The following is a 22,651-nucleotide window of genomic DNA, read 5'->3' on the forward strand; positions in this document are numbered from 1 at the left end:
CGCGGAGAGAATGTGGCGCGAAGGGTCGGATGAGGACGCGGCACATCAGAAGAAAGGATCTCCAGCCCCTATGGCTTCCCATTCTTCCAAGTCACGCTCTGCCCATAAAGCGGAACGGTCGAGATCGACATCTTCGCCGAACCATCGGTCAATTGGCGCGAATGGGCGAGATAGATCAGCGTGTCGTTGGCCTTGTCGTAGATGCGGTTGACAACCAGCGTCTTCCAGATCAGCGACATGCCCTGGCGGAACACCTCGCTGCCGTCCTTGGAGAGGTCGATGTTGCCGATCTCGATCGGTCCGGTCTGGCGGCAAGCGATCGAATTGTTGGACGGATCTTCGAACCAGTTGCCGTTCTTGAACCGATCGATCAGGCTGCGATCGAAATAGGTGACGTGGCAAGTGATCCCCTTGACCTCCGGGTCGGAGAGTGCCTCGACGATGATGTCGTTGCCGATCCAGTCGACCCCGACCTTGCCGACGACTTCGGCCGAGGCGGCGCCCGCGGAAATAGCGGCGAAGGAAAATGCGGCGAGAAGAAACGTGCGAAGCTTGGTCATGGCGGCTCCCTGGATGATCCGCATTCTAGATAAGCATGCACCTGGGCTTTGCAAGAAATCGCTGTTGTTGCGGGGCGTTCAGGCCTTCCGGCAGGTGCAGGGCGCATAGCCACGCGCCGTCAGCCGCCCCGGCGTCATACCGATCAGCGCCGGGATTGCTTCCACGGCCTTCGCCTTGACCGCCCTTGCCATCTCGATCGCCGCGGCCGCGCAAACCGCCGCATCCTCGGCGGCATTATGGTGCATGAAGCGCAGCCCGAGATGCTCGGCGATCAGGTTCAGCCGATGCGAGAGGAAATGCGGCCAGATGCGCTGCGCCATCTTTAAGCTGCAGAGATAGGTCAGTTCAGGATAGGATTGCCGGTAGAGATCGAGGCTCGCCCGCCAGACGCTGAAATCGAATGCCGCATTGTGCGCGATCATCGTCGCGCCGCTGATATCGTCGTAGAACTCCTCAATCACCTCGGGAAATTCAGGCGCATCCTCGACATGCTCCGGCCGAATTCCGTGGATCGCGATGTTCATGCCGGAAAAGCGCATGTCTCTGGGTCGGATCAGCCGCTCCTCGACGCGCGTCACCCTACCCTCCTCGATCCAGGCAAGCCCGACAGAACAGGCGCTGCCGCGCTGCTCGTTGGCTGTCTCGAAATCGATGGCAATGGTCTTCAAGGGTAAAATCCGAATCGTCTGCCCTACCGGCATAATGTCAGCCGGAGGCGAAGGCAAATCCCGGCCTATTGACATCTGCACGCGGATGGGGAAGCTTTCGCGCATGATCAACTCTGTGACGCATACCATGCATTATATCGCCACGACCCCTCCAGGGTACGCGGGAGCGATGGTGCGTCACTAGCCGTCCGATCATCCCGAGAACCCTGCCGAGGCGAGCAGGGTTTTCCAAAAAATCCCGGCTCTCCTCGCTGTGACCCAAGGAGAGATGCCATGCCTGAAAACGAAGAGAATGAACCCCGCGGCCGGGCGCCCCTGCCCGACGGTGTCGTCGTGCGAGCCGTGCGTCTCTCCGACGCCGAAGAGATCACCGATCTTATAAATTTACCGGGCTATCGGGCCGGCACGCTGAGGCCGCCTTACCAGCGGATTGAGGAGGTCCGCAAGAACATGGAAAACCCGTCGGCGGGCGCGCTCAACCTTGTCGTGACTCTAAATGGCAAGATCGTCGGCAATTGCGGCCTCAATCGCCTTGGCGGCCGTCGCCAGCACGTCGCCAGCCTCGGCATGGGCGTGCACGACGATTTCACAGGTCGCGGTTTCGGCCGCATTCTGCTTGGCGCAATGGTCGACGCCGCCGACGACTGGCTCGACATCAAGCGGCTCGAACTGACCGTCTATACCGACAACGCGGCTGCAATCGCTCTCTATGAGAAGTTCGGCTTCGAAAAGGAAGGGCATCTGCGTGCTTTCGGATATCGCGCCGGACACTATGCCGATGCCTATACGATGGCGCGGCTGAGGACCTGAGTCGGACAGGTCTATCCGCATCCCTCGTCATGCTTGGGCTTGCCCGGCTTATCCCGAGCATTGGCAACGGACGCAGCAGATTCTCGCACAAGGCCGAGGCAACGTCGAACAGGATGCGGACATTCTGACGCCGGCTTCCTCACCCGCCAATCAGCGCCAGCCACTCATCCTCATCCATCGTCTGGACGCCGAGTTCGCGCGCCTTGTCGAGCTTCGAGCCGGCGCCGGGACCGGCAACGACGATGTCGGTCTTCTTCGATACCGATCCCGCGACCTTGGCGCCAAGGCTTTCGGCCCTTGCCTTCGCCTCGTCGCGGGTGAATTTTTCGAGCGAGCCGGTGAAGACCACGGTCTTGCCAGCCACAGGACTGCCCGTCGTCACCGGTTGCTCGGCCGCTGCGGGCGTCACTTCTTCAAGCAGACGGCCGATCACTTCGATGTTGCGCGGCTCCTTGTAGAACTCGACAATCGCGCGCGCCACGACCTCACCGATACCCTCGACGGCGTTGAGATCGTTCCAGGCGTCGCCGGAAAGCGGTGCGGCCTCCTTCATCGCGGCCGCAAAGGCTTCATAGGTGCCGTAGGAGCGCGCCAAGAGTTTTGCCGTGGTTTCACCGATATGGCGAATGCCGAGCGCATAGATGAAACGGTGGAGCGCAATGCTGCGCCGCTCGTTGATCGCCGCATAGAGCTTGCGGACGCTGACCTTGCCGAAGCCGTCGATATTCTCCAGCTTGGTCAGCGACTGCGCCTGGCGCTTCTCCAAGGTGAAGATATCGGGCGCCGTGCGGATCTGCAGCGACGCATCTTCATTTTCGAAGAAGAAGTCGATCTGCTTCGAACCGAGCCCCTCGATATCGAAGGCGTTGCGCGAAACGAAATGCTTCAGATGCTCCGTCGCCTGCGCCCGGCAGATGAAGCCGCCCGTGCAGCGGCGCACCGAATCCATCTTGCCGGTCTTCTCATTGACCTCGCGCACCGCATGCGAACCGCAGACCGGGCAGGTCTTGGGAAAATCATATGGCTTCGCCTCGGCGAGACGCTTTTCCATCACCACGTCGAGGATCTGCGGAATGACATCGCCGGCGCGCTGGACGATGACGGTATCGCCCTCGCGAATATCGTGCTCCTTCGGCCGGATGCGCTCGCCGCTATTGCCGATGCCCTTAATGTAGTCCTCATTGTGCAGTGTCGCGTTGGTGACGACGACGCCGCCGACCGTGATCGGCTTCAGCCGGGCCACAGGCGTCAGCGCACCGGTCCGGCCGACCTGGATCTCGATCTTCTCGACCTCGGTGAAGGCCTGCTCGGCCGGGAATTTATGCGCCGTCGCCCACCGCGGGCTTCGCGAGCGGAAGCCGAGGCGCTGCTGCAGTTCCAGGCTGTCGACCTTGTAGACGACGCCGTCGATATCGTAATCGAGATCCGGGCGCTTGAGGCCGATCTCGTCGTAATGCGCCAGGATGTCGGCGACCGAATTCAGCCGCTTCATCAACGGATTGACCGGGAAGCCCCAGTCCTTGAAGGTCTGCACCATGCCGAATTGCGTGTCGGCCGGCATGTCCGACATCTCGCCCCAGGCATAGGCGAAGAATTTCAGCTTGCGGCTCGCCGTCACCTTGGCGTCGAGTTGGCGCAGCGATCCCGCCGCCGTGTTGCGCGGATTGACATAGGTCTGCTTGCCCTCCGCTTCCATCTGGCGGTTGAGCGCCAGGAAATCGCTCTTGGCCATATAAACCTCGCCGCGGATTTCCACGACTGCGGGGACACCCTTCGGCAGCTGGTTGGGAATTTCAGATATGGTGCGGATGTTGGCGGTGACGTTTTCCCCCGTGGTGCCGTCACCGCGCGTCGCAGCCGTCGTCAGTCTCCCGTTCTCGTAGCGGATCGACATCGATAGCCCATCGATCTTCGGTTCGGCGGTAAAAGCGATCGACTGGTCCGGCAGGCGGCCGAGGAAGCGATAGACCCCGGCGACGAAATCCTGCACGTCCTCCTGTGAGAACGTGTTGTCGAGCGACAGCATCGGCCGCGCGTGGACGACGGGCGAGAAGGTGACCGAGGGCGCAGCACCGACCCGTCGCGACGGGCTGTCCTCACGGATCAGCTCGGGAAACCGCGCTTCCAGCGCATCGTTGCGGCGCTTCAGCGCATCGTAATCGGCATCTGAAATCTCCGGCTGGTCCTTGCCGTGATAGAGCGCGTCGTGGTGCGCGATCTCCCTTGCCAGCCGCTCGAGCTCGGCGGCAGCCTCTTCAATCGTCAACGTGTCGATGGCGGAACCTTCGGTGGACATGGAACATCACTCCAGAGAATCTGGCCAGAAATCTGCATTGTTTTTAGAGCAAAATCGCCGGATGAAAAGAGAGGCTGCTTACCCTGACCAGTGAGGACTGCCTACCAGCCTATTCCCAATCCAAGGCGTTGCGCAGCCGGATGCCGCTGACATGCAGTCCGCTGTTCCACAGGCCTTTCAGCGGCTGCAAACTGTCGACCACCCGCAGTTCCACTCCGCGCGGCATGAATTCCCGGTCGAGCCGCGAAATGGCGGTACATTCGATCGGAACTATACGCCGGCGAGCCACCCGCATGCCCGCATCGCCGAGCTCCTCGAAACCTTCGGCCGGCAGCGCGTAACGATAAACTGTCACCGCCGAGAGCCGTTCCAGCCAACGACGCTCGACATAGGCTGCTGCCCGGCAACCTGCAAGCCAATGCCGCCTCTCGGCTTCCGGCGTCTCGGACGTGGCCCAGATCAGGATCCGCGGGCAATCTCGCGGAAAGAGATACATGAAGTCATGATCGGCATCGATGGCCCAGACGAGCGGACCGTTCAGCCATTCCTGGCCGGCCGGGCGGATCGAGGGGATGCGAACGGCACGCGGCTCGAACGCTGCGATGCCGAAGTTATCGCTGAAATGGAAAAGGCGCATGGCAACGGATCGCCGCTAATCGGAGCAATCGGCATAGCGCGAAACGGGGGTATTTGTCAGCGTGCCGGCTGCGGCAATCAGCCGTTACCGGCCAGCAGCCGCTTCGCCGCCGCCCTCGCCTCTTCCGTTACCGAGGCGCCGGCGAGCATGCGGGCGATCTCCTCGGTGCGATCCTTGTGCGCCATCGTCGCGACGCGCGTGGCGATTTTTTCGGAACCCTCGGCCGCCGGCCCCTTGGAGATCAGCAGATGCGTTGCCGCCCGCGCCGCGACCTGCGGCGCATGTGTGACCGACAGCACCTGGACCCGCTCGGACAGCCGCTTCAGCCGCTGGCCGATCGCATCGGCCACAGCACCGCCGACACCGGTATCAATTTCGTCGAAAACGAGCGTTGGGGCTGAGCCGCGATCGGCGAGCGCCACCTTCAGCGCCAGCAGGAAACGCGACAGCTCACCGCCGGAGGCCACCTTCATGATCGAGCCGGGGCGCGTGCCGGGATTGGTCTGGACATGGAACTCGACGACGTCGATGCCTTCGGGAAGCGCCTCCTGCGCATCCGTGGTGATCTCGACCATGAAACGAGCGCGTTCGAGCTTCAGCGCCGGCAGTTCGGCCATTACGGCAGCAGCCAGCGCAGTGCCGGCTTGATGGCGCTTGTCGGAAAGCGAGCGCGCCGCCGAATCGTAATTCTCTCGCGCCAGACCGACCTCCGCTTCCAGATGCGCCAGCCGCTCCTCGCCTGCATCGAGATCGGCGAGATCAGCGATCATGCGCATCGCCAACGCCGGCAGTTCGGTCACGGGCACGGAATATTTGCGCGACGCAGCTCTGAGCGCAAAAAGCCGCTCCTCTACCCGCTCCAGTTCTCTCGGATCGTATTCGGTCTTGCGCAGTGCGGCCTCGACTTCCATCTGCGCATTGGAAAGCTGGTCGAGCGCAGCATCGAGTAGCGTCACGGTGTCTTCGAGCAGCCCGGGCGCTTCATGGCACTTGCGCTCCAGTCTGCGCACCAGCGAGGCGATATGCGGCACCGGCGAGGCATTGCCGTTCAGGAATTCGGAGGCTTCGGCGATGTCGCCGGCGATTCGCTCCGCCTTCATCATCCTCTGCCTGCTTTCGGCGAGTTCGTCCTCCTCGCCGTCCTGTGGCGAGAGTTTCTCCAGCTCTGCCACAGAGGAACGCAGATAGTCAGCCTCGCGCGCCGTACTTTCCACCTTCTCGCGATGCTTTTTCAGCGTCCGTTCGCTGTCGCGCCAAATACGATACAGGCGGGAGACCTCAGCAACCTCATCGGTGAGGCCGGCAAAGGCATCGAGCAGGTTGCGATGGGCATTCGTGTCGACAAGAGCGCGATCATCGTGCTGGCCGTGGATCTCGACCAGCATCTGGCCGGCCTGGCGCATCAGTTGCACACTCACCGGTTGATCGTTGACATAGGCCTTGGTGCGACCATCGGCCGATTGCTGACGGCGGAAGATCAGGTCGCCCTCGTCGTCGATGCCGTTTTCACGCAGGAGCACCCGCGCCCCGTGGTCCATGCCGACATCGAACACCGCCGTCACCTGGCCCCTGTCTTCGCCATGGCGCACCAGACCGCCATCGCCGCGCCCGCCGAGCGCCAGCGAAAGACTGTCGAGCAGGATGGATTTGCCCGCGCCGGTCTCGCCCGTCAGCACGGACAGACCGGTCTCGAAGGCAAGATCCAGCCGCTCGATCAGGACGATATCGCGGATCGAAAGCTGGATCAGCATGGGACTTAGGAACCGAGCAGGAGTTTCTTGCCTGCCGCAGCGATCCAGGAGCCCTTGTTCTCACGCGGCTCGGCGCCACCTGTCTGCAGCAGCTTGTAGGAATCGGCGTACCACTGGCTGTCCGGATAGTTGTGACCAAGAACGGCTGCCGCGGTCTGCGCCTCGTCGACGATACCCATGGCGTAATAAGCCTCGACGAGACGGGCCAAGGCTTCCTCGATCTGGTTCGTATTCGGATATTTCTCGACGACGATGCGGAAACGCGAGATTGCGGCGAGATATTCCTTCCGCTCCATATAGTAGCGGCCGATCTGCATTTCCTTGCCGGCGAGCTGATCACGGGCGTAGCGGATCTTCGCCTGCGCGTCATCGACATATTCGGAGTTCGGGTAGTTGTCGATCACAGCCTGCATCGCCTCGATCGTCTTGGCCGAGGCGCGCTGGTCCTGGGTCACGTCGACGATCTGTTTGGAATAGGTGAGACCGATGAGATACTGCACATAGGCAGCGTCCTGGGACTTCGGATATTGCGACATGTAGCGATTACCCGAGGCAAGCGCATCATCGAGCTTGCCCTGGCGGTATTTGACAAAGGTGCTCATGACCAGCGCCTTGCGCGCCCATTCGGAGAATGGGTTCTCGCGATCGATTGCATCGAACTTGCGCGCTGCTTCCGCCATGTTGCCCGCCTTCATATTGGCAAGGCCCTGGGTGTAGAGCACGTCAGGCGGATCGGTTTCGAGGCCAAGCTTGGTGATGTCGATATCGGGATCCGACTGGCAGCCGGAGATCGAGGCGCCTGCGCTCAGCACCAGAAGCGATGCGAACAAAGCGCGCGCTGTCTTCATCATACCTTCAGATCCTGCATAAGCCATTCAAAAGAACCCCAATGCCGCCGCTCGCTCCACGACAGCCACGCCTCGCTGGCGTTTCTAGCCACAAATGTGCATCAAGAGCAACGCAATGATAAGGCATTAACGCATTTTTGTGGCAGCCGCCGCCGGATTGGCTGGCTTTTCACCTTCTTGCCGACCTGTGGCAGCTAAGCAACTGCGAGAAAATGCCTATCACCACAGACTCGGGCCGACATAAAAAAACCGCCTCCGGGAAGAGGCGGCCTGGTCTTGAGAATATGCTGGAGGTCATGCCGACCAGGGAGCGAATTCCGAAGCGCTGACGGCAATCAGTTCACGAGCGGCGACGCGCTGGCGCGGCGTCGAGGTCTCGACCACCTCGTAGGCGGAGGGATCGGCGAGCAGCGCCTTCAAAGCATTGGCATTCATCTTATGGCCGCCACGATAGGATCGGTAGCAACCGATGAACTGGACGCCAGCGAGAGACAGGTCGCCAACGGCATCAAGCGTCTTGTGGCGAACAAACTCGTCCTTGGCATATCGCAGGCCTTCGACATTGATGACGGTATTGTCGTCCGAGATGACGACGGAATTTTCAAGCGAAGAACCGAGCGCATGTCCCGATGCCCAGAGACGTTCAACATCACGCATGAAACCGAAGGTGCGGGCGCGGGAAAGTTCGGACTTAAAGACGGCGGCGTTTAGGTCGCCGGCCCACTTTTGCCGGCCGATCAGCGGGCATTCGAAATCGATCTCGACTTCGAAGCGCGTGCCGTCATAGGGACGGAATTCGCTCCAGGAGCCGCCATGCTCGATCCGCACCGGCTTGGTGATGCGGATATAGCGACGCTTGACGCCGAGCGAGATGAGACCGGCCTGCTCGATCGCTTCGACAAAGGGCAGCGAACTGCCGTCCATGATGGGCATTTCTGCGCCCTGCACCTCAATGAGGACATTGTCGAGGCCGAGCGCATAGACGGCGGCCATGACATGTTCGATCGTCGCGATTGAATGCGTGGGTGAGAAGCCGAGCACCGTGCAGAGGTCTGTATTGCCGACCTGCGAGGAGACGGCCTTCAGTTCGGTGATGTCGCCATTATCATGCAGGCGCTGGAAAACGACGCCAGTGTCCGCTTCGGCCGGGTTCAGCGTGATCGAGACATTCGCGCCCGAATGAACGCCGATGCCCGAGAGCGTCACCGGACGCGATACCGTCGTTTGAAAACCCAGCAAGCCAATAGCCATAAAATCTGCCTTTATTTTTCCGCTCCAGCGGTTGGTGCCACGGCGCGGTTATCATTCTTTCTGCAGAAAGAGCCTCGTCTAGACGACTCCCAGCGCAGTTTTCTTGCGCCATATTTACGTGCGCCGGCGCTCCAATCCAAATCACTGTTTCTTTCGTTTTGTTACGAAGTCACACGATTGATATCGCTCAGGAATTCTCGGCCGAAAACAGCAATGCCCGGGACCTGGATCCCGGGCATGAACGGTGCCGAAGGCCGCGATATTTCAATTCGACTGGCGGCGCAGGAATGCCGGAATTTCCAGCTGATCGTCTTCCTGCATCATGCGAGCCTGCGGAACTGCACGACCCTGATCATCGAGATTGCCGCGGCGTGGCGCATAGAGGCTTGCCTCCGGCGACAACGGACGGCGCTGCTGTGATGCGGCTGGCGGCGCGGCGGTCATGTCGGCGGCAACCGCGTCATCGTCGCGGCGGCCAAGCGAATTGGTGATTCGCTTGAGCAAGCCCATTGGGCCGCGCTCTTCCTGCTGATGCGCCGAAGCCGGCTGCGTGCGGTGGTCGAGTTCAGCCTGGACGACCGGCGGGAAATCCTCGACCTTCGGCATGCGCACCGGTTCAGCCGCCTGCCGGATAATCGGCTCCTGTCGGATCGGCTGCTGCTGGATGGGCTGCGGCTGGACGGGCTGGCTCATCACCGGCTGGCTTATTGCCGGCTGGCTCATTACCGGCGCCGGAGCCTGCTGCTGCACCTGAGGACGCATGGCCGGAGCTTCCGGTGCAGGCGCGAAGATCTTGCTCTGCGGACGGAAGACTTCCTGCTGCGCAGCAGGCTGCTGGACGGGGGCGCTGGCACGCGGGGCCGGAATTTCGAGCTCACGTTCCATCTCGGATTGGCGGATGGTCTGCGCGATCGGATCGATGGCCTTCGGTGCCTGCATCACCGGCGCAGGCTGAACTGCGGCCGCTGCCGGAGCAACAGCCGCGGAGGGACGGATAGCGGGCCTGGCGGCCTGCTGGAAGTTGCGCTCGGCGGCTTCGCTGATCGCCCGGTCGATACCGGTCGCGACGACCGAGACGCGGATGATGCCTTCGAGCGATTCGTCGAAGGTGGCGCCCAGGATGATGTTGGCGTCCGGATCGACTTCTTCGCGGATGCGGGTCGCAGCTTCGTCGACTTCGAAGAGGGTGAGGTCGCGGCCGCCGGTGATGGAGATCAGCAGGCCCTGGGCACCCTTCATCGAGGTTTCGTCGAGCAACGGGTTGGCGATTGCCGCTTCGGCTGCCTGCAACGCGCGGCCGGCGCCGGAGGCCTCGCCGGTGCCCATCATCGCACGGCCCATTTCACGCATCACCGAGCGGACGTCGGCGAAGTCGAGGTTGATGAGGCCTTCCTTCACCATCAGGTCGGTGATGCAGGCAACGCCGGAATAGAGAACCTGGTCGGCCATGGCGAAAGCGTCGGCGAAGGTCGTCTTGTCGTTGGCAATGCGGAAGAGGTTCTGGTTCGGAATGACGATCAGCGTGTCGACAGACTTCTGCAGTTCCTGGATGCCCATCTCGGCCAGGCGCATGCGGCGGCCGCCTTCGAAATGGAACGGCTTGGTGACGACGCCGACCGTCAGGATGCCCTTGTTGCGGGCGGCCTGCGCGACGACGGGAGCAGCACCGGTGCCGGTGCCGCCGCCCATGCCGGCGGTGACGAAGCACATATGCGTGCCGTTCAGGTGATCGATGATCTCGTCGATGCACTCTTCGGCGGCCGCGCGGCCGACTTCCGGCTGCGAGCCGGCGCCGAGGCCTTCGGTGACGTTGGCGCCGAGCTGGATGATGCGCTCGGCCTTCGTCATCGTCAGCGCCTGCGCATCCGTGTTGGCAACGACGAAGTCGACGCCCTGGAGGCCTGCGGTGATCATATTGTTGACGGCGTTGCCGCCGCCGCCGCCGACGCCGAACACGGTGATGCGCGGCTTCAGCTCTGTGATGTCAGGCTTTTGCAGCTTGATGGTCATGGTACCTGTTCCTTCTCTCTCTGGCCGCATCGCCACGCCGGCCAATTACGCAAATTTCAGAAGCTTTCCTTCAGCCACTGGCCCATGCGGGCTATGCGGCTGTTATTTCCCCCAAGCGACATGAGCAGACCGCTCTGTGACGCATGTGTCTCCATGTCCGCGACCTGCGGATAGATCATCAGGCCGACGGCCGTCGAAAAGGCCGGGCCTTTGGCCGCCGTCGGCAGTCCCGAAACGCCCATCGGACGGCCGATGCGGACGTTGCGGGCCAGAATGCGCCGCGCCACCTCGGCAAGGCCGGTCAGCTGGCTCGCGCCTCCCGTCAGCACGACACGTTTTCCGACGATCGGGCTGAAGCCGGAACGCTGGATACGGTCGCGGATCAGTTCCATCGTCTCTTCGATTCGGGCCGATACGATGCGCGAAACCAGCGCCCGCGGCACCTGCGACGGCTGGTCGCGATCGTCCTCGCCGATCGGCGGTATCGAGATCAGCTCGCGTTCATCGGAGGAATTCAAGAGCGCGGAGGCATGCACGACCTTCAGCCGCTCGGCATCCTCGATGCGGGTCGAAAGGCCGCGGGCGAGGTCTGTGGTGACATGATGGCCGCCGAGCCCGACGGCATCGGTATGAACGAGCTTGCCTTCGGCAAAGACCGAGATCGTCGTCGTGCCGCCGCCCATGTCGATCGCCGCACAGCCGAGCTCGACCTCGTCGTCGACGAGAGCGGCAAGGCCCGATGCATAAGGCGTCGCGACGATACCTTCGACAGAAAGATGCGCGCGATTGACGCTAAGCTCGAGGTTCTTCAGTGCCGAGCGCTCCGCGGTCACGACATGCATGTCGACGCCGAGCGCATCGCCGTACATTGCCAGCGGGTCGCGAATGCCGCGCTCGCCGTCGAGCGAGAAGCCGGTCGCCAGCGAATGCAGCACCGAGCGGTCCTGGCGCAGCGATTGCTGGCAGGCAGCCGAGAGCACTTTCTTGAGGTCGTTAAGCTCGACTTCCTGACCGCCGAGATCAATCGTCGCGGTGTAGATGTCGCTGCCAAGGCGGCCGGCCGTCAGGTTGACGATCAGGCTCTCGACGGTCAGCCCCGCCATACGCTCCGCCGCATCGACGGCAAGACGGATGACGCCTTCCAGCGCATCGAGATCGGCGATGACGCCGGTCTTGATGCCGCGGGAGCGCTGATGGCCGATGCCGATGATTTCGATATTGTGCGTGCGGCCCGGCAGGATCTGGCTTTCCTCGCGCGGCGTCAGCCGGCCGATCATGCAGACGACCTTGGTCGAGCCGATGTCGAGCACCGAAACGACATGCGACCGCTTCGACGAAAGCGGCTTCAAGCGCGGCAATCCGAAATGGGATGAACCGAACAAGCTCATATATTCTGCCCCGCCTTCTTCAATTCCTTGGTACGCTCCGTTACCGCCGCCTGCCGGCGGACCGCCGCCTCCGGCGTCAGCTGGATCGCGGTCCTGTCGGGCAATCTCAGATCGACCGCGGCGATGTCCCGCTCCAGGAGCTGATGCTCCTTGTCGAACTTCGAAAGCGTCGCCAGCGCCTGATCGATGCCGTCTTCCGGCAGCTTGACGATGACGCCGTTATCCATGTGCAGATCCCAACGACGGCCCGATATCCAGACATAGGCCTTCACGCGGGCCTTCACGTCGGGCCACTTCGCGAAGGCGTCGCCGAGCGAAGCCGCCGCAGTCTCGGCGTCGCGGCCGACGACGAGCGGCAGCGACGAAAATTTGTTGTCGCGCAACGGCGCAATGACGCTGCCGTTCTTCTCGATCAGCGAAAGCTCCTGCCCGTGCTGCCAGATCGCATAGGCCTCACGCTCCTTGAGCTTCACTTCGATTGTCCTCGGATAGATCTTCCGAACCTCGACATTCTCGACCCAGGGAAGGTGCGCGATCTTCCGGCGGGCCGCATCGACGTCGAGCGCGACCAGTGAGGTCGTGCCGTCGAGGCCGATCAGCTGCAGGATCTCGATTTCGGAGGTTTCCGAATTGCCGGAGACTTTCACATCCTCGATCGCAAAACCTGCGGCCGTCGTCGTGGCCTGCGCGACGGCTTCGGTGTGACCGCCGAGCGACATACCGTAGAGGCCGGTCGCAGCCAAAAAGGCAAGCGCCGACACCGTCCCGGTATGGGCCGGAATGTAGATGCGGCCGCTACCGAGGCTGATCAAGAAACGAGTGACGCGGCGCAGCGGACGCGGCAGCACGAACCGCTCTTCGACTTCCACGATCGGAAGCACAGCATGATGGCTGGGGCGCCCTATCCTCTTGACCGTCAACGCAAACAAGACGCGTCCTCCACCATCCACCGGAGAAACTCACCAAAGGAATAGCCGGCATGACCGGCCATTTCGGGCACGAGCGAGGTAGGAGTCATGCCTGGCTGGGTATTGACCTCCAGCCAGATGATTTCGCCGTCTTCGGAGAAACGATCGTCGTAACGAAAGTCGGACCGACTGACGCCGCGACAACCGATTGCCTGATGCGCCCTTAGCGCCAATGTTTGTATTTTTTGGTAAATATTCGGTGAAATTTTCGCCGGGATGACGTGTTTTGAACCGCCCGCAGCATACTTGGAATCGTAATCATAAAAATTGTGTCCCTGCGGCACCACCTCCGTGACACCGAGCGCAGTCTCGCCCATGACACCGCAGGTGAGCTCGCGGCCGTAGACATAGCGCTCGACCAGCACCTCTTCGCCATAGCGCCATTCGGGCGAACTGACGACCTGCGGCGGATGCGTCTGATCTTCGGTGACGATCACGACGCCGAAGCTCGACCCTTCACGCACCGGCTTCACCACATAGGGCGGCTTCATCGGATGCACCGAAGGAAAAGCGAAACGATTGATGACCTGCGATTCGGCGACCGGAATGCCGGCGGCAGCGGCAACAAGCTTCGCCTTGTCCTTGTCCATCGCCAGAGCCGAGGCAAGCACGCCCGAATGCGTATAGGGGATCTCGAGATATTCGAGGATACCCTGGATAGTGCCATCCTCCCCGAAGGGCCCATGCAGCGCATTGAAGATGACATCGGGCTTCAGCGCCGCGAGCCTCTCGGAGACGTCGCGCGCCACGTCGATGCACGTCACCTTGAAGCCTTCGGCTTCGAGGGCCTCTGCGCAAGCCTTTCCCGAGGAAAGGCTGACAGGCCTTTCCGAGGAAAATCCGCCCATCAGGACAGCGACATGCTTGCGACTCATCAACACCCCCAAAAATAACTTCCACTTTTGAAATCGACGCTTGCGCGAAGCTGTCTGCGTCGTTCGCGCCTTTGCCGGGCCTCACATGCATTAGAGCATCATTATGGTTAATGAAGTGTTTACTTTCGTTAACCGTTAGCCCGGAGTTATGCGGCCTTTTAACTTTTGCTGATTGTGCAACCATTCCCTTCGCGCCCGGAAAATGAACCCGAGCGGAATCGAAAAAGCCCATTCATTCAACGACATACCCAATTGCGCTCAGTCGCGATGGAATCAGTCAACAGAATCGGGTGTCATCTCTCAGCCGGATACCGGCAACAGTGAGGCGGCGGCCAGCGACTCGATTTGATTAATGCAAAGGGTCTCGGCGCGGTCACCGCTTTTCTATTGATGCCGATATCACTTCCGGCTAGCGAAGACGCATGGGTGAGCAGGGAGAAAATCATGCGATGCCTCGTCACCGGCGCAGCCGGCTTCGTCGGTAGTCCGCTTGTCAAACGACTGCACATAGACAAGACTTGCGAGCTCGTGGCGACCACGAGATCCCAGGCCTCTCCCTTTCCGCCTGAGGTAGCGCATTTTCCGATTGAAATTACCGACGGAACCGATTGGACAGCCGCGCTTGAAGGCGTCGACGTCATCGTCCATCTCGCCGCCCGCGTTCACATCATGAACGACCGCGCAGCCGATCCGCTAGCGGAGTTCCGCCGGGTCAACACCGCCGCCGCACTCAATCTCGCCGAACAAGCCGCCCACGCCGGCGTGCAGAGGTTCGTCTTCATCAGCACCATCAAGGTCAACGGAGAAGAGACCGACCGGCCGTTCCGGCACGACGACAGGCCGAACCCAATCGATCCCTACGGCATTTCGAAACTGGAATGCGAAATCGGCCTGCGCGAAATCGCAGCGCGCACCGGCATGGAAGTCGTCATCATCCGCCCGCCGCTGGTTTATGGTCCCGGCGCACGCGGCAACTTCGCGCTGCTCGTCAATCTTGTCCGCAGGAAATTGCCGCTCCCCTTCGCTTCGCTAAAGAACCGCCGCACATTGGTCGCAGTGCAAAATCTCGTCGATCTGATCATCGCCTGCATGGACCATCCCGCCGCTGCGGGCGAGACTTTCCTTGCTGGAGATGGCGAGGACCTCTCGACGCCTGATCTCATCAGGGGAATTGCCGCGGGGATGGGCGTCAAGCCGATGCTGGCCCCCCTCCCGCCTGCACTGCTGCACATGGCGGCAAAGGCACTCGGGAAGGAAGCCGTCTATCAGCGCCTCTGTGGTTCGCTGCAGGTCGACATATCCCGAGCGCGCGACGTTCTCGGCTGGTCACCCGTCGTCACCCCGCTCGAAGGCCTCAAACAGGCAGTAGAATAGCTTATTCGCTCGTCACGCCCTGGAACGGGCGCACTTCCCGACCGGGCATGAAGACGCCGAGGCGCTTGATCTCCCATTCGAGCTTGATGCCGTCTTTCTCGAAGACCTCACGGCGCACCTGCTCTCCGAGATATTCGAGATCGTAGCCCGTCGCCTGGCCCATGTTGATCATGAAGTTGCAGTGAAGCGACGACATCTGTGCGCCGCCGATCACGAGGCCGCGGCAGCCTGCCTCATCGATCAGCTTCCAGGCCGAATGGCCCGGCGGGTTCTTGAAGGTCGAGCCGCCGGTTTTCTCACGCACCGGCTGCACCGTCTCGCGGTGATTGCGCACAGCGTCCATTTCGGCGCGAATCTGGGCGCGGTCTTCCGGATAGCCCTCGAACAGCACCGAAGTGAAGATCAGATCGGCGGGTGCCTTTGAATGCCGGTAGGAATAGCCCATCTCTGCATTGGAAAGCACATGCTTGTTGCCCTTGCGGTCGACGGCGTTAACCTCGATCAGCCGCTCACGCGTCTCGACGCCGTTCGCGCCGGCATTCATGCGCGCCGCGCCGCCGATGCCGCCGGGTATGCCATAGAAGAAATGAAAGCCGCCGATGCCATTGTCCATCGCCATCGCCGCGACATGCTTGTCCGGGCAGATGGCGCCGGCAAGGATGCGGTTTTCACCGGCCAGTTCGACGAAGCCGAAGCCCTTGGCCGACAGGCGCAGCACCACGCCGGGAATGCCGCCGTCGCGCACCAGGATATTGGAGCCAACGCCGACCACCGTCAGCGGCACCTCTTCCGGCAATATCTTCAGGAAGGCAATGAGATCGTCGACGTCATGCGGCTGGAACATCAGTTCGGCCAGCCCCCCGGCCCTGAACCAGGTGACGCGATCCATGGGGGCATCCGGCGTGATCCGGCCGCGGATATCCTTTACACCGTCTCCGAGAGACGCGAGAAGCTTTTCCCCATTCACCTGTTTCATGCGGACTTTCCCGATAGGCCTTCCAGTTGCTTGGGCAGTGCTGCTGCCCATGATGTGATGCTCCCAGCCCCCAACAGAACCACGAAATCGCCAGGCTTTGCAACCTCCGCAACCATTTGCGGCAGAAGCTCCGCCGAAGCGAGGAAGCGGGCGTCGCGATGGCCGCCGGATTTGATGCGCGAGACGAGCGATATCGAGTCGATACCTTCGATCGCATCCTCGCCCGCCGCATAAACGGGCGCAAGGAAGATGCTGTCGGCGTCGTTGAAGCAGGCGGCGAATTCCTCGAACAGGCTGGCGAGACGCGTGTAACGGTGCGGCTGATGGACGGCGATGATGCGCCCCTTGCAGGCCTCGCGGGCCGCCTTCAGCACCGCCTTGATCTCGACTGGATGGTGGCCGTAATCGTCGAAGATCTGCACGCCGTTCCATTCGCCGGTCAGCGTGAAGCGGCGCTTGACGCCGCCGAAGGAGGCAAGCCCCTTGGCGATAGCCTCGCTCGATATGCCGAGCCGGTTGGCGACCGCGATCGCCGCCGTGGCGTTCGATATATTGTGGCGGCCGGGCATCGGCATGACCAGCCCCTTGAGCTCGGTCCTCTGGCCGGTGCGGCGGCGGCGGATCTCGACGTCGAAAATAGAGCGCGTGCCGTCGATGCGCACATTCTTGAAACGCACGTCGGCCTGCGGGTTCTCGCCATAAGTGATGATTTTGCGGTCCTCGATGCGGCCGACCAGCGACTGCACCTCGGGATGATCAAGGCACATGACGCCGAAGCCGTAGAACGGCACGTTTTCGACGAACTGCCGGAAGGCGGCGCGCACGGCGTCGAAACTGCCGTAATGGTCGAGATGTTCGGGATCGATATTGGTGATGACGGCGACATCGGCGGGCAGCTTCAGGAAGGTGCCGTCGGATTCGTCGGCCTCGACCACCATCCACTCGCCCTCGCCCATGCGGGCATTGGTGCCGTAGGCGTTGATGATGCCGCCATTGATGACTGTCGGATCGAGCCCGCCAGCCTCGAGCAGGGTGGCGACCAGCGAGGTGGTCGTCGTCTTGCCGTGCGTGCCGCCGATGGCGATCGCATTGCGGAAGCGCATCAGCTCGGCAAGCATTTCGGCGCGGCGCACCACCGGCAGCAGCTTTTCACGCGCGGCGATGAGTTCCGGATTGCTCTTCTTGATCGCCGTCGAAACGACGACGACTTCGGCATCGCCCAGATTTTCGGCGCGATGGCCGACGAAGACCTCAATGCCTTTGTCGCGCAGGCGCTGCACATTGGCGCTGTCTGATTGATCCGATCCCTGCACTTTGTGGCCGAGATTGTGCAGCACTTCGGCAATGCCGCTCATGCCGATGCCGCCAATGCCGATGAAATGGACGAGACCGATCGCCTTCGGCAGTTTCATGCGCGTGTCCTCTTGAATTCCGAGACTGTCTTGCCGGCGGCAATAGCCTCAACCATGTCGGCAAGCAAGTTCGCCGCATCCGGTTTTCCGGCGAGCTTGGCCGCCGCCGCCATGTGCGAAAGCTTGTCCGGATCGTTCATCACATGGCTCAGTATAGAGGCGATGCGTTCAGGCGAAAGCTCCGACTGAGGGATCACCTTCGCTCCTCCGGTCGCAGCCAGCGCGGCGGCGTTTGCCGCCTGATCATGGTCGAGCGCATGCGGATAAGGCACCAGAATGGCCGGGCGTCCGATGACGGAGATTTCCGAGACCGTGGAGGCGCCGGAGCGGCAGATCACCAGATGTGCCCGGGCAAGGCGTTCCGCCATATCGTTGAAAAATGCCGCGATATCGGCTCCCATCTCCAGCTTGGCGACGCAGCCGCTGACCATCTCCATATCCTCAGGGCGCACTTGCTGAGTCACCCTGAGCCGTGCGCGCAGGCCGTCGTCGAGCAGGCTGATCGCCGTCGGCATGGCCTTGGAAAAATACTGCGCGCCCTGGCTGCCGCCGAAGACCACAAGATTGAACGGCTCGCCGGGATGCGAGGGCAGGTAGGGCTGCTCGGCCGCAGCAAGGATCGCCGGGCGCACGGGATTGCCTGTTGCAACCGTCTTCTCGGAAAAAGCATCGCCGCTTTCCGGCAGAAAGCCGCCGGCAATCGCCTTGACGCGCGGAGCCAGCGCCTTGTTTGCCCGGCCCATGACCGCATTCTGCTCATGCAGCATCGAGGCAACGCCGAGCCGCGTGGCGGCCAGCAGCGGCGGCACGGTTGGGTAACCGCCGAAGCCGACGACAATCACCGGCTTCAGCCGCTGGATCAGCCTTTTGGCCGCTCGCATGCCGCTCCACAGCGTCCACAGCGAGCGGGCGACGGCGACCGGGTTCCTCGAGCCGATCGTCGCCGACGGCACGACATGGATCTGCTCGGCCGGGAACTTGCCGGCATAACGTTCGGCTCGGCTGTCGGTGACGAGATGCACCGAATAACCACGCTCCTTCAGCTTGAAGGCCAGCGCCTCCGCCGGGAACACGTGGCCGCCGGTCCCCCCGGCGGCAAGCAGCACGATGCCTTTGCTCATGACCTCTTACTCCGCGGGCATTCCGTGCGGGACGCGGAAGAGGCTCCGGTCCTGCGCACGTTTTTCCGGGCGATGGCGCGTCAGCGCCAGAATAAAGCCGGCGGTGACGCAGATCGCCACCATGGACGAGCCGCCGTAGGAGATAAGCGGCAGCGTCATGCCCTTTGCCGGCAGCAGCTCGAGATTGACGCCGATGTTGATGATCGACTGGATGCCCATCTGCAGCACGAGACCGGCGACGGCAAAACGGTTGAAATCGTTGCGCTCGCGATAGGCATGCGACAGGCCGCGCAGCACCAGCACGGAAAACAGCGCGACGAGCGCCATGCAGAAGACGATGCCGAATTCCTCGGCAGCGACGGAGAAGATAAAGTCGGTATGCGCGTCCGGGATGATGCGCTTCACAATGCCCTCGCCCGGTCCCTGACCAAACCAGCTGCCGCGGATGATCGCCTCACGGGCCGTGTCGATCTGGAACGTGTCGCCCTCGCCGGTCATGAACTTGTCTATGCGCAGCGCAACGTGCGGAAAGACGTAGTAGGCGCCGAGCAGACCGCCGGCGCCGCCGATGCCGAGCAGCATGATCCAGATCCAAGGCATGCCGGCCATGAAGAACATGCCACCCCAGACGGCGGTCGTCAGGATGGTCTGGCCGAGGTCGGGCTGCGCAACGAGCAGCGCGGCGACAATGCCGAACAAGATAATGGCAAAAAGATTGCCGGGGATTTCAGGCTGACGCGCATGCTCGGCAAACAGCCAGGCGCAGACGACGACGAAAGCGGGCTTCATGAATTCCGACGGCTGGATCGAAAGGCCGGCGATCCAGATCCAGCGCCTGCCGCCCTTGACCTCCTGGCCGACGAACAGCACCAGCACCATCATCGCAAGCGAGATGATCAGGAGCAGGATTGCGGTTCGCCGCACCTGGCGCGGCGTCAGGAAGGACAGCCCGAGCATGACGGCGATCGAGGGGATCATGAAGGCCGCATGACGCTTGACGAAGTGGAAGGGTTCGAGCCCGATGCGCTCAGCAACAGCTGGAGATGCCGCAAACGACAGCATGAAGCCGATGCCCATCAGGAAGATGAACATCGCCAGGAAGAAGCGGTCGATGGTCCAGAACCAATCGGCCAGAGGCCCACGTTCCGCGCGGCTTACCATGTCATTTCTCTCCTATTGCCGGATCGATCAGCATCGTCATTCCGTCAAGGGCGGCCACATGGCTGACGAAGGCATCGCCCCTGACTTCGAAATTCTTATACTGGTCGAAGCTTGCGCAAGCCGGGGATAGCATCACGGCGGAAGCAGCAGCTTCGTCGCGCTCCGCGTCGGCCGCCGCATGTACGACTGCGCGCTCCAGCGTGCCGGAGATCTCGTAGGGCACGGCCTCGCCGAGGGTGGCGGCGAACTCCGCCGCCGCCTCGCCGATCAGATAGGCCTTGGCGATGCGCGGGAAATAGGGCGCCAGCGTCGTGATGCCGCCCGCCTTCGGCAAGCCGCCGGCAATCCAGTAGATGCGATCGTAGCTTGAAAGCGCCGGTGCGGCCGCATCGGCATTCGTCGCCTTCGAATCGTTGACGAAGACGACGCGGCCTCGTTTGCCCACAGGCTGCATACGATGCTTAAGGCCGGGGAAGGAGGCAAGGCCGGCGCGGATGGCGTCGGCGGAAACCCCGATGGCAAGGCAGGCGGCAACGGCCGCGGCGGCATTCTGCGCATTGTGGCTGCCACGCAGCGTCTGGATGCCGTCGAGATCGGTGAAAGGCAGCATGGCGCCGCCAGCGGCCTGAACGAGCTTGGTGCCCTCGGCATAAATACCGTCAGCCACCACACTCCGGCGCGAGATGCGGACCACTTTGACATTAGCCCGCTCGATGCGGTCCGCAATCAATGCCGAATGGCTGTCGTCGATGCCAACAATCGCGACATCGCTGCCCGCAACCAGGCGTTCCTTGACGTCGGCGTAGTGCTGCATCGTGCCGTGACGGTCGAGATGATCGGGCGTCAGATTGAGCAGGATGCCCGCGGAAGGGTTCAGCGTCGGCGCCAGATCGATCTGGTAGGAAGAGCATTCGACGACGTAATAGCGTCCCGCCTTCGGCGGATCGAGCGTCAGCACCGCCGTGCCGATATTGCCGCCGAGCTGGGTGTCGTAGCCTGCGGATTTCAGTATGTGGGCGATCAGCGCCGTCGTCGTCGATTTGCCGTTGGTGCCTGTTATGGCGATGAAGGGGCAATCCGGCGCATGGGCGCGGCGCTCGCGCACGAAGAGCTCAACGTCGCCGACGATGTCGACGCGGGCCGCCCGCGCAAGGTCCACTGTCCAGTGCGGCTTCGAATGGGTGAGCGGCACGCCGGGCGACAGCACGAACAGCGCCTGCTGACCCCAGTCGATATTGTGCAGATCCTCCGTCTTGATGCCTTCCGCCGAGGCCTTGGCGACGCTGTCAGGATTGTCGTCCCAGGCCGTCACCTCGGCGCCGCCGGCGACCAGCGCGCGGGCAGTGGCAAAACCGGAGCCGCCGAGCCCGAAGAGCGCGACCTTCTTGTCTTTGAGCGTCGTGACCGGGATCATCGCCGCCTCACCGGAGTTTCAGCGTCGAGAGGCCGAGCAGAGCGAGGCCGACGGCAATGATCCAGAAACGGATCACCACCTGGCTCTCGGTCCAGCCCTTCTTCTCGAAGTGATGATGGATCGGCGCCATCAGGAAGACGCGCCGGCCGGTCATCTTGAAAAAGCCCACCTGGATAATGACCGACAGCGTCTCCATGACGAAAAGACCACCGATTATCGCCATGACGATCTCATGTTTGGTGGCGACGGCAACTGTGCCGATCGTGCCGCCGAGGGCAAGCGAGCCGGTATCGCCCATGAAGATGGCGGCGGGAGGCGCGTTGAACCAAAGGAAGCCAAGGCCGGCGCCGATGACGGCGCCGAGCACGACGGCAAGCTCGCCGGTACCGGGCACGAAATTGATCTGCAGGTAGTTCGCAAACACGACGTTGCCGGCCAGATAGGCGATGACGCCGAAAGAGGCGGCGGCGATCATCACAGGTACGATGGCAAGCCCATCGAGGCCATCCGTCAGGTTGACGGCATTGCCGGCGCCGACGATGACGAATCCGCCGAAGACGACGAACATGATGCCGAGATTGATCAGGAAGTCCTTGAAGAATGGAAAGGCGATTGAAGAGCCAAAGGTCGAGCCCGCTGCCCCGGAGGCAAGGGCCGTGCGCATCATGAAATAGACCGCGATACCGGCAATGACGAACTCGATGCCGAGGCGCGCCTTGCCGGAGAAGCCCTTGTGACTCTGCTTGGTCACCTTGAGATAATCGTCATAGAAGCCGATCGCCCCGAATCCCAGCGTCACCAGCAGCGTGGCGACGACATAGACGTTGGAAAGATCGGCCCAGAGCAGCGAAGCGCCGACGATGCCGGCAAGAATCATCAGGCCGCCCATGGTCGGCGTGCCGGCCTTCTTGAAATGCGTCTGCGGCCCGTCGGCGCGGATCGGTTGGCCCTTGCCCTGGCGGATGCGCAGCGAATTGATGATCGTCGGCCCAAACAGGAAGACGATCAATGCGGAGGTGAAGAGAGCGGCCCCTGTGCGGAAAGTGATATATCTGAACAGATTCAGAAATTTGAAATATTCCGACAGTTCGACAAGCCAGATCAGCATTCAGGGCCCCTTGTTTACCCGA

The 22,651-nt window shown here is 62.0% G+C and carries 19 protein-coding genes; 2 read left to right on the forward strand and 17 right to left on the reverse strand.

All coding sequences use genetic code 11. The annotated features are described in order from the left end of the window. Positions 1-68: 68 nt before the first annotated feature. Together AC13QO_RS20300 and AC13QO_RS20305 are read right to left on the reverse strand one after the other, a co-directional pair. Positions 69-560, reverse strand: coding sequence for a CreA family protein (locus AC13QO_RS20300; RefSeq protein ID WP_085780127.1), 492 nt, complete (start codon positions 558-560; stop codon positions 69-71). A gap of 78 nt (positions 561-638) precedes the next feature. Then, the gene (locus AC13QO_RS20305; protein ID WP_488541625.1) at positions 639-1,229 is read right to left on the reverse strand and encodes a 3'-5' exonuclease; all 591 of its coding nucleotides are present in this window, start codon (positions 1,227-1,229) and stop codon (positions 639-641) included. Positions 1,230-1,502: 273 nt separating this feature from the next. On the opposite strand from AC13QO_RS20305, the gene AC13QO_RS20310 reads away from it, so the two are divergent. After that, on the forward strand, positions 1,503-2,039 hold the full coding sequence (locus AC13QO_RS20310) for a GNAT family N-acetyltransferase (protein WP_488541626.1): 537 nt from the start codon (positions 1,503-1,505) through the stop codon (positions 2,037-2,039). Positions 2,040-2,178: 139 nt separating this feature from the next. Here the strand turns inward: AC13QO_RS20310 and ligA are convergent, their stop codons facing one another. From ligA to AC13QO_RS20355, 9 genes are all read right to left on the reverse strand, one after another. Further along, complete coding sequence (gene ligA, locus AC13QO_RS20315; protein ID WP_488541627.1) at positions 2,179-4,335, reverse strand: NAD-dependent DNA ligase LigA; 2,157 nt, start codon at positions 4,333-4,335, stop codon at positions 2,179-2,181. Positions 4,336-4,444: 109 nt separating this feature from the next. Next, positions 4,445-4,972, reverse strand: a complete 528-nt coding sequence (locus AC13QO_RS20320; protein WP_488541628.1) for a DUF6886 family protein — start codon at positions 4,970-4,972, stop codon at positions 4,445-4,447. A gap of 77 nt (positions 4,973-5,049) precedes the next feature. Then, the gene (gene recN, locus AC13QO_RS20325; RefSeq protein ID WP_488541629.1) at positions 5,050-6,723 is read right to left on the reverse strand and encodes a DNA repair protein RecN; all 1,674 of its coding nucleotides are present in this window, start codon (positions 6,721-6,723) and stop codon (positions 5,050-5,052) included. A gap of 5 nt (positions 6,724-6,728) precedes the next feature. After that, complete coding sequence (locus AC13QO_RS20330; RefSeq protein WP_170965882.1) at positions 6,729-7,598, reverse strand: outer membrane protein assembly factor BamD; 870 nt, start codon at positions 7,596-7,598, stop codon at positions 6,729-6,731. Between the two features lie 267 nt (positions 7,599-7,865). After that, positions 7,866-8,822: a UDP-3-O-acyl-N-acetylglucosamine deacetylase gene (gene lpxC / locus AC13QO_RS20335; protein ID WP_488541630.1), complete on the reverse strand. Its 957-nt coding sequence runs from the start codon at positions 8,820-8,822 to the stop codon at positions 7,866-7,868. Positions 8,823-9,086: 264 nt separating this feature from the next. Next, a complete protein-coding gene (ftsZ, locus tag AC13QO_RS20340; protein ID WP_488541631.1) occupies positions 9,087-10,832 on the reverse strand; it encodes a cell division protein FtsZ in 1,746 nt (581 codons plus the stop codon). A 56-nt stretch (positions 10,833-10,888) separates the two neighbouring features. After that, positions 10,889-12,220 (reverse strand): cell division protein FtsA, encoded by a 1,332-nt coding sequence (gene ftsA / locus AC13QO_RS20345; RefSeq protein WP_064803798.1) that lies wholly within the window; start codon positions 12,218-12,220, stop codon positions 10,889-10,891. After that, a complete protein-coding gene (locus tag AC13QO_RS20350; protein WP_488541632.1) occupies positions 12,217-13,149 on the reverse strand; it encodes a cell division protein FtsQ/DivIB in 933 nt (310 codons plus the stop codon). Before AC13QO_RS20350 ends, ftsA begins: the two co-directional genes overlap by 4 nt. Beyond that, a complete protein-coding gene (locus tag AC13QO_RS20355) occupies positions 13,137-14,063 on the reverse strand; it encodes a D-alanine--D-alanine ligase (RefSeq protein ID WP_097597961.1) in 927 nt (308 codons plus the stop codon). The genes AC13QO_RS20350 and AC13QO_RS20355 overlap by 13 nt, the downstream gene beginning before the upstream one ends. Positions 14,064-14,507: 444 nt before the next feature. Here AC13QO_RS20355 and AC13QO_RS20360 point away from each other — a divergent pair, with 444 nt between their 5' ends. Continuing rightward, positions 14,508-15,437, forward strand: a complete 930-nt coding sequence (locus AC13QO_RS20360) for a UDP-glucose 4-epimerase family protein (RefSeq protein WP_488541633.1) — start codon at positions 14,508-14,510, stop codon at positions 15,435-15,437. A gap of 1 nt (position 15,438) precedes the next feature. Here AC13QO_RS20360 and murB read toward each other — a convergent pair whose 3' ends face one another. From murB to mraY, 6 genes are read right to left on the reverse strand one after another with little or no spacing between them, the layout of a single operon-like run. After that, positions 15,439-16,413 carry a UDP-N-acetylmuramate dehydrogenase gene (gene murB, locus AC13QO_RS20365; RefSeq protein WP_064810823.1) on the reverse strand — a complete coding sequence of 325 codons (975 nt, stop codon included), beginning with the start codon at positions 16,411-16,413 and terminating at the stop codon, positions 15,439-15,441. Next, on the reverse strand, positions 16,410-17,825 hold the full coding sequence (murC, locus tag AC13QO_RS20370) for a UDP-N-acetylmuramate--L-alanine ligase (protein WP_183701716.1): 1,416 nt from the start codon (positions 17,823-17,825) through the stop codon (positions 16,410-16,412). The genes murB and murC overlap by 4 nt, the downstream gene beginning before the upstream one ends. Beyond that, the gene (gene murG, locus AC13QO_RS20375; RefSeq protein WP_285191550.1) at positions 17,822-18,946 is read right to left on the reverse strand and encodes an undecaprenyldiphospho-muramoylpentapeptide beta-N-acetylglucosaminyltransferase; all 1,125 of its coding nucleotides are present in this window, start codon (positions 18,944-18,946) and stop codon (positions 17,822-17,824) included. The genes murC and murG overlap by 4 nt, the downstream gene beginning before the upstream one ends. A gap of 6 nt (positions 18,947-18,952) precedes the next feature. Next, complete coding sequence (gene ftsW, locus AC13QO_RS20380) at positions 18,953-20,107, reverse strand: putative lipid II flippase FtsW (protein WP_085778779.1); 1,155 nt, start codon at positions 20,105-20,107, stop codon at positions 18,953-18,955. Position 20,108: 1 nt separating this feature from the next. Further along, a complete protein-coding gene (gene murD, locus AC13QO_RS20385) occupies positions 20,109-21,521 on the reverse strand; it encodes a UDP-N-acetylmuramoyl-L-alanine--D-glutamate ligase (protein ID WP_488541634.1) in 1,413 nt (470 codons plus the stop codon). 7 nt (positions 21,522-21,528) lie between these two features. Beyond that, positions 21,529-22,629, reverse strand: a complete 1,101-nt coding sequence (gene mraY, locus AC13QO_RS20390) for a phospho-N-acetylmuramoyl-pentapeptide-transferase (RefSeq protein ID WP_085778781.1) — start codon at positions 22,627-22,629, stop codon at positions 21,529-21,531. Positions 22,630-22,651 lie beyond the last annotated feature (22 nt).

The organism is Rhizobium sp. CNPSo 3670 (assembly GCF_057784555.1).

Bases quoted from the DNA above. Each gene is read 5' to 3' on its own strand.
- AC13QO_RS20300 (WP_085780127.1), bottom strand. From the start codon at position 560: ATGACCAAGCTTCGCACGTTTCTTCTCGCCGCATTTTCCTTCGCCGCT.
- AC13QO_RS20310 (WP_488541626.1), top strand. From the start codon at position 1,503: ATGCCTGAAAACGAAGAGAATGAACCCCGCGGCCGGGCGCCCCTGCCC.
- ligA (WP_488541627.1), bottom strand. From the start codon at position 4,335: ATGTCCACCGAAGGTTCCGCCATCGACACGTTGACGATTGAAGAGGCT.
- AC13QO_RS20320 (WP_488541628.1), bottom strand. From the start codon at position 4,972: ATGCGCCTTTTCCATTTCAGCGATAACTTCGGCATCGCAGCGTTCGAG.
- recN (WP_488541629.1), bottom strand. From the start codon at position 6,723: ATGCTGATCCAGCTTTCGATCCGCGATATCGTCCTGATCGAGCGGCTG.
- AC13QO_RS20330 (WP_170965882.1), bottom strand. From the start codon at position 7,598: ATGGCTTATGCAGGATCTGAAGGTATGATGAAGACAGCGCGCGCTTTG.
- lpxC (WP_488541630.1), bottom strand. From the start codon at position 8,822: ATGGCTATTGGCTTGCTGGGTTTTCAAACGACGGTATCGCGTCCGGTG.
- ftsZ (WP_488541631.1), bottom strand. From the start codon at position 10,832: ATGACCATCAAGCTGCAAAAGCCTGACATCACAGAGCTGAAGCCGCGC.
- ftsA (WP_064803798.1), bottom strand. From the start codon at position 12,220: ATGAGCTTGTTCGGTTCATCCCATTTCGGATTGCCGCGCTTGAAGCCG.
- AC13QO_RS20355 (WP_097597961.1), bottom strand. From the start codon at position 14,063: ATGAGTCGCAAGCATGTCGCTGTCCTGATGGGCGGATTTTCCTCGGAA.
- AC13QO_RS20360 (WP_488541633.1), top strand. From the start codon at position 14,508: ATGCGATGCCTCGTCACCGGCGCAGCCGGCTTCGTCGGTAGTCCGCTT.
- murB (WP_064810823.1), bottom strand. From the start codon at position 16,413: ATGAAACAGGTGAATGGGGAAAAGCTTCTCGCGTCTCTCGGAGACGGT.
- murC (WP_183701716.1), bottom strand. From the start codon at position 17,825: ATGAAACTGCCGAAGGCGATCGGTCTCGTCCATTTCATCGGCATTGGC.
- murG (WP_285191550.1), bottom strand. From the start codon at position 18,946: ATGAGCAAAGGCATCGTGCTGCTTGCCGCCGGGGGGACCGGCGGCCAC.
- ftsW (WP_085778779.1), bottom strand. From the start codon at position 20,107: ATGGTAAGCCGCGCGGAACGTGGGCCTCTGGCCGATTGGTTCTGGACC.
- murD (WP_488541634.1), bottom strand. From the start codon at position 21,521: ATGATCCCGGTCACGACGCTCAAAGACAAGAAGGTCGCGCTCTTCGGG.
- mraY (WP_085778781.1), bottom strand. From the start codon at position 22,629: ATGCTGATCTGGCTTGTCGAACTGTCGGAATATTTCAAATTTCTGAAT.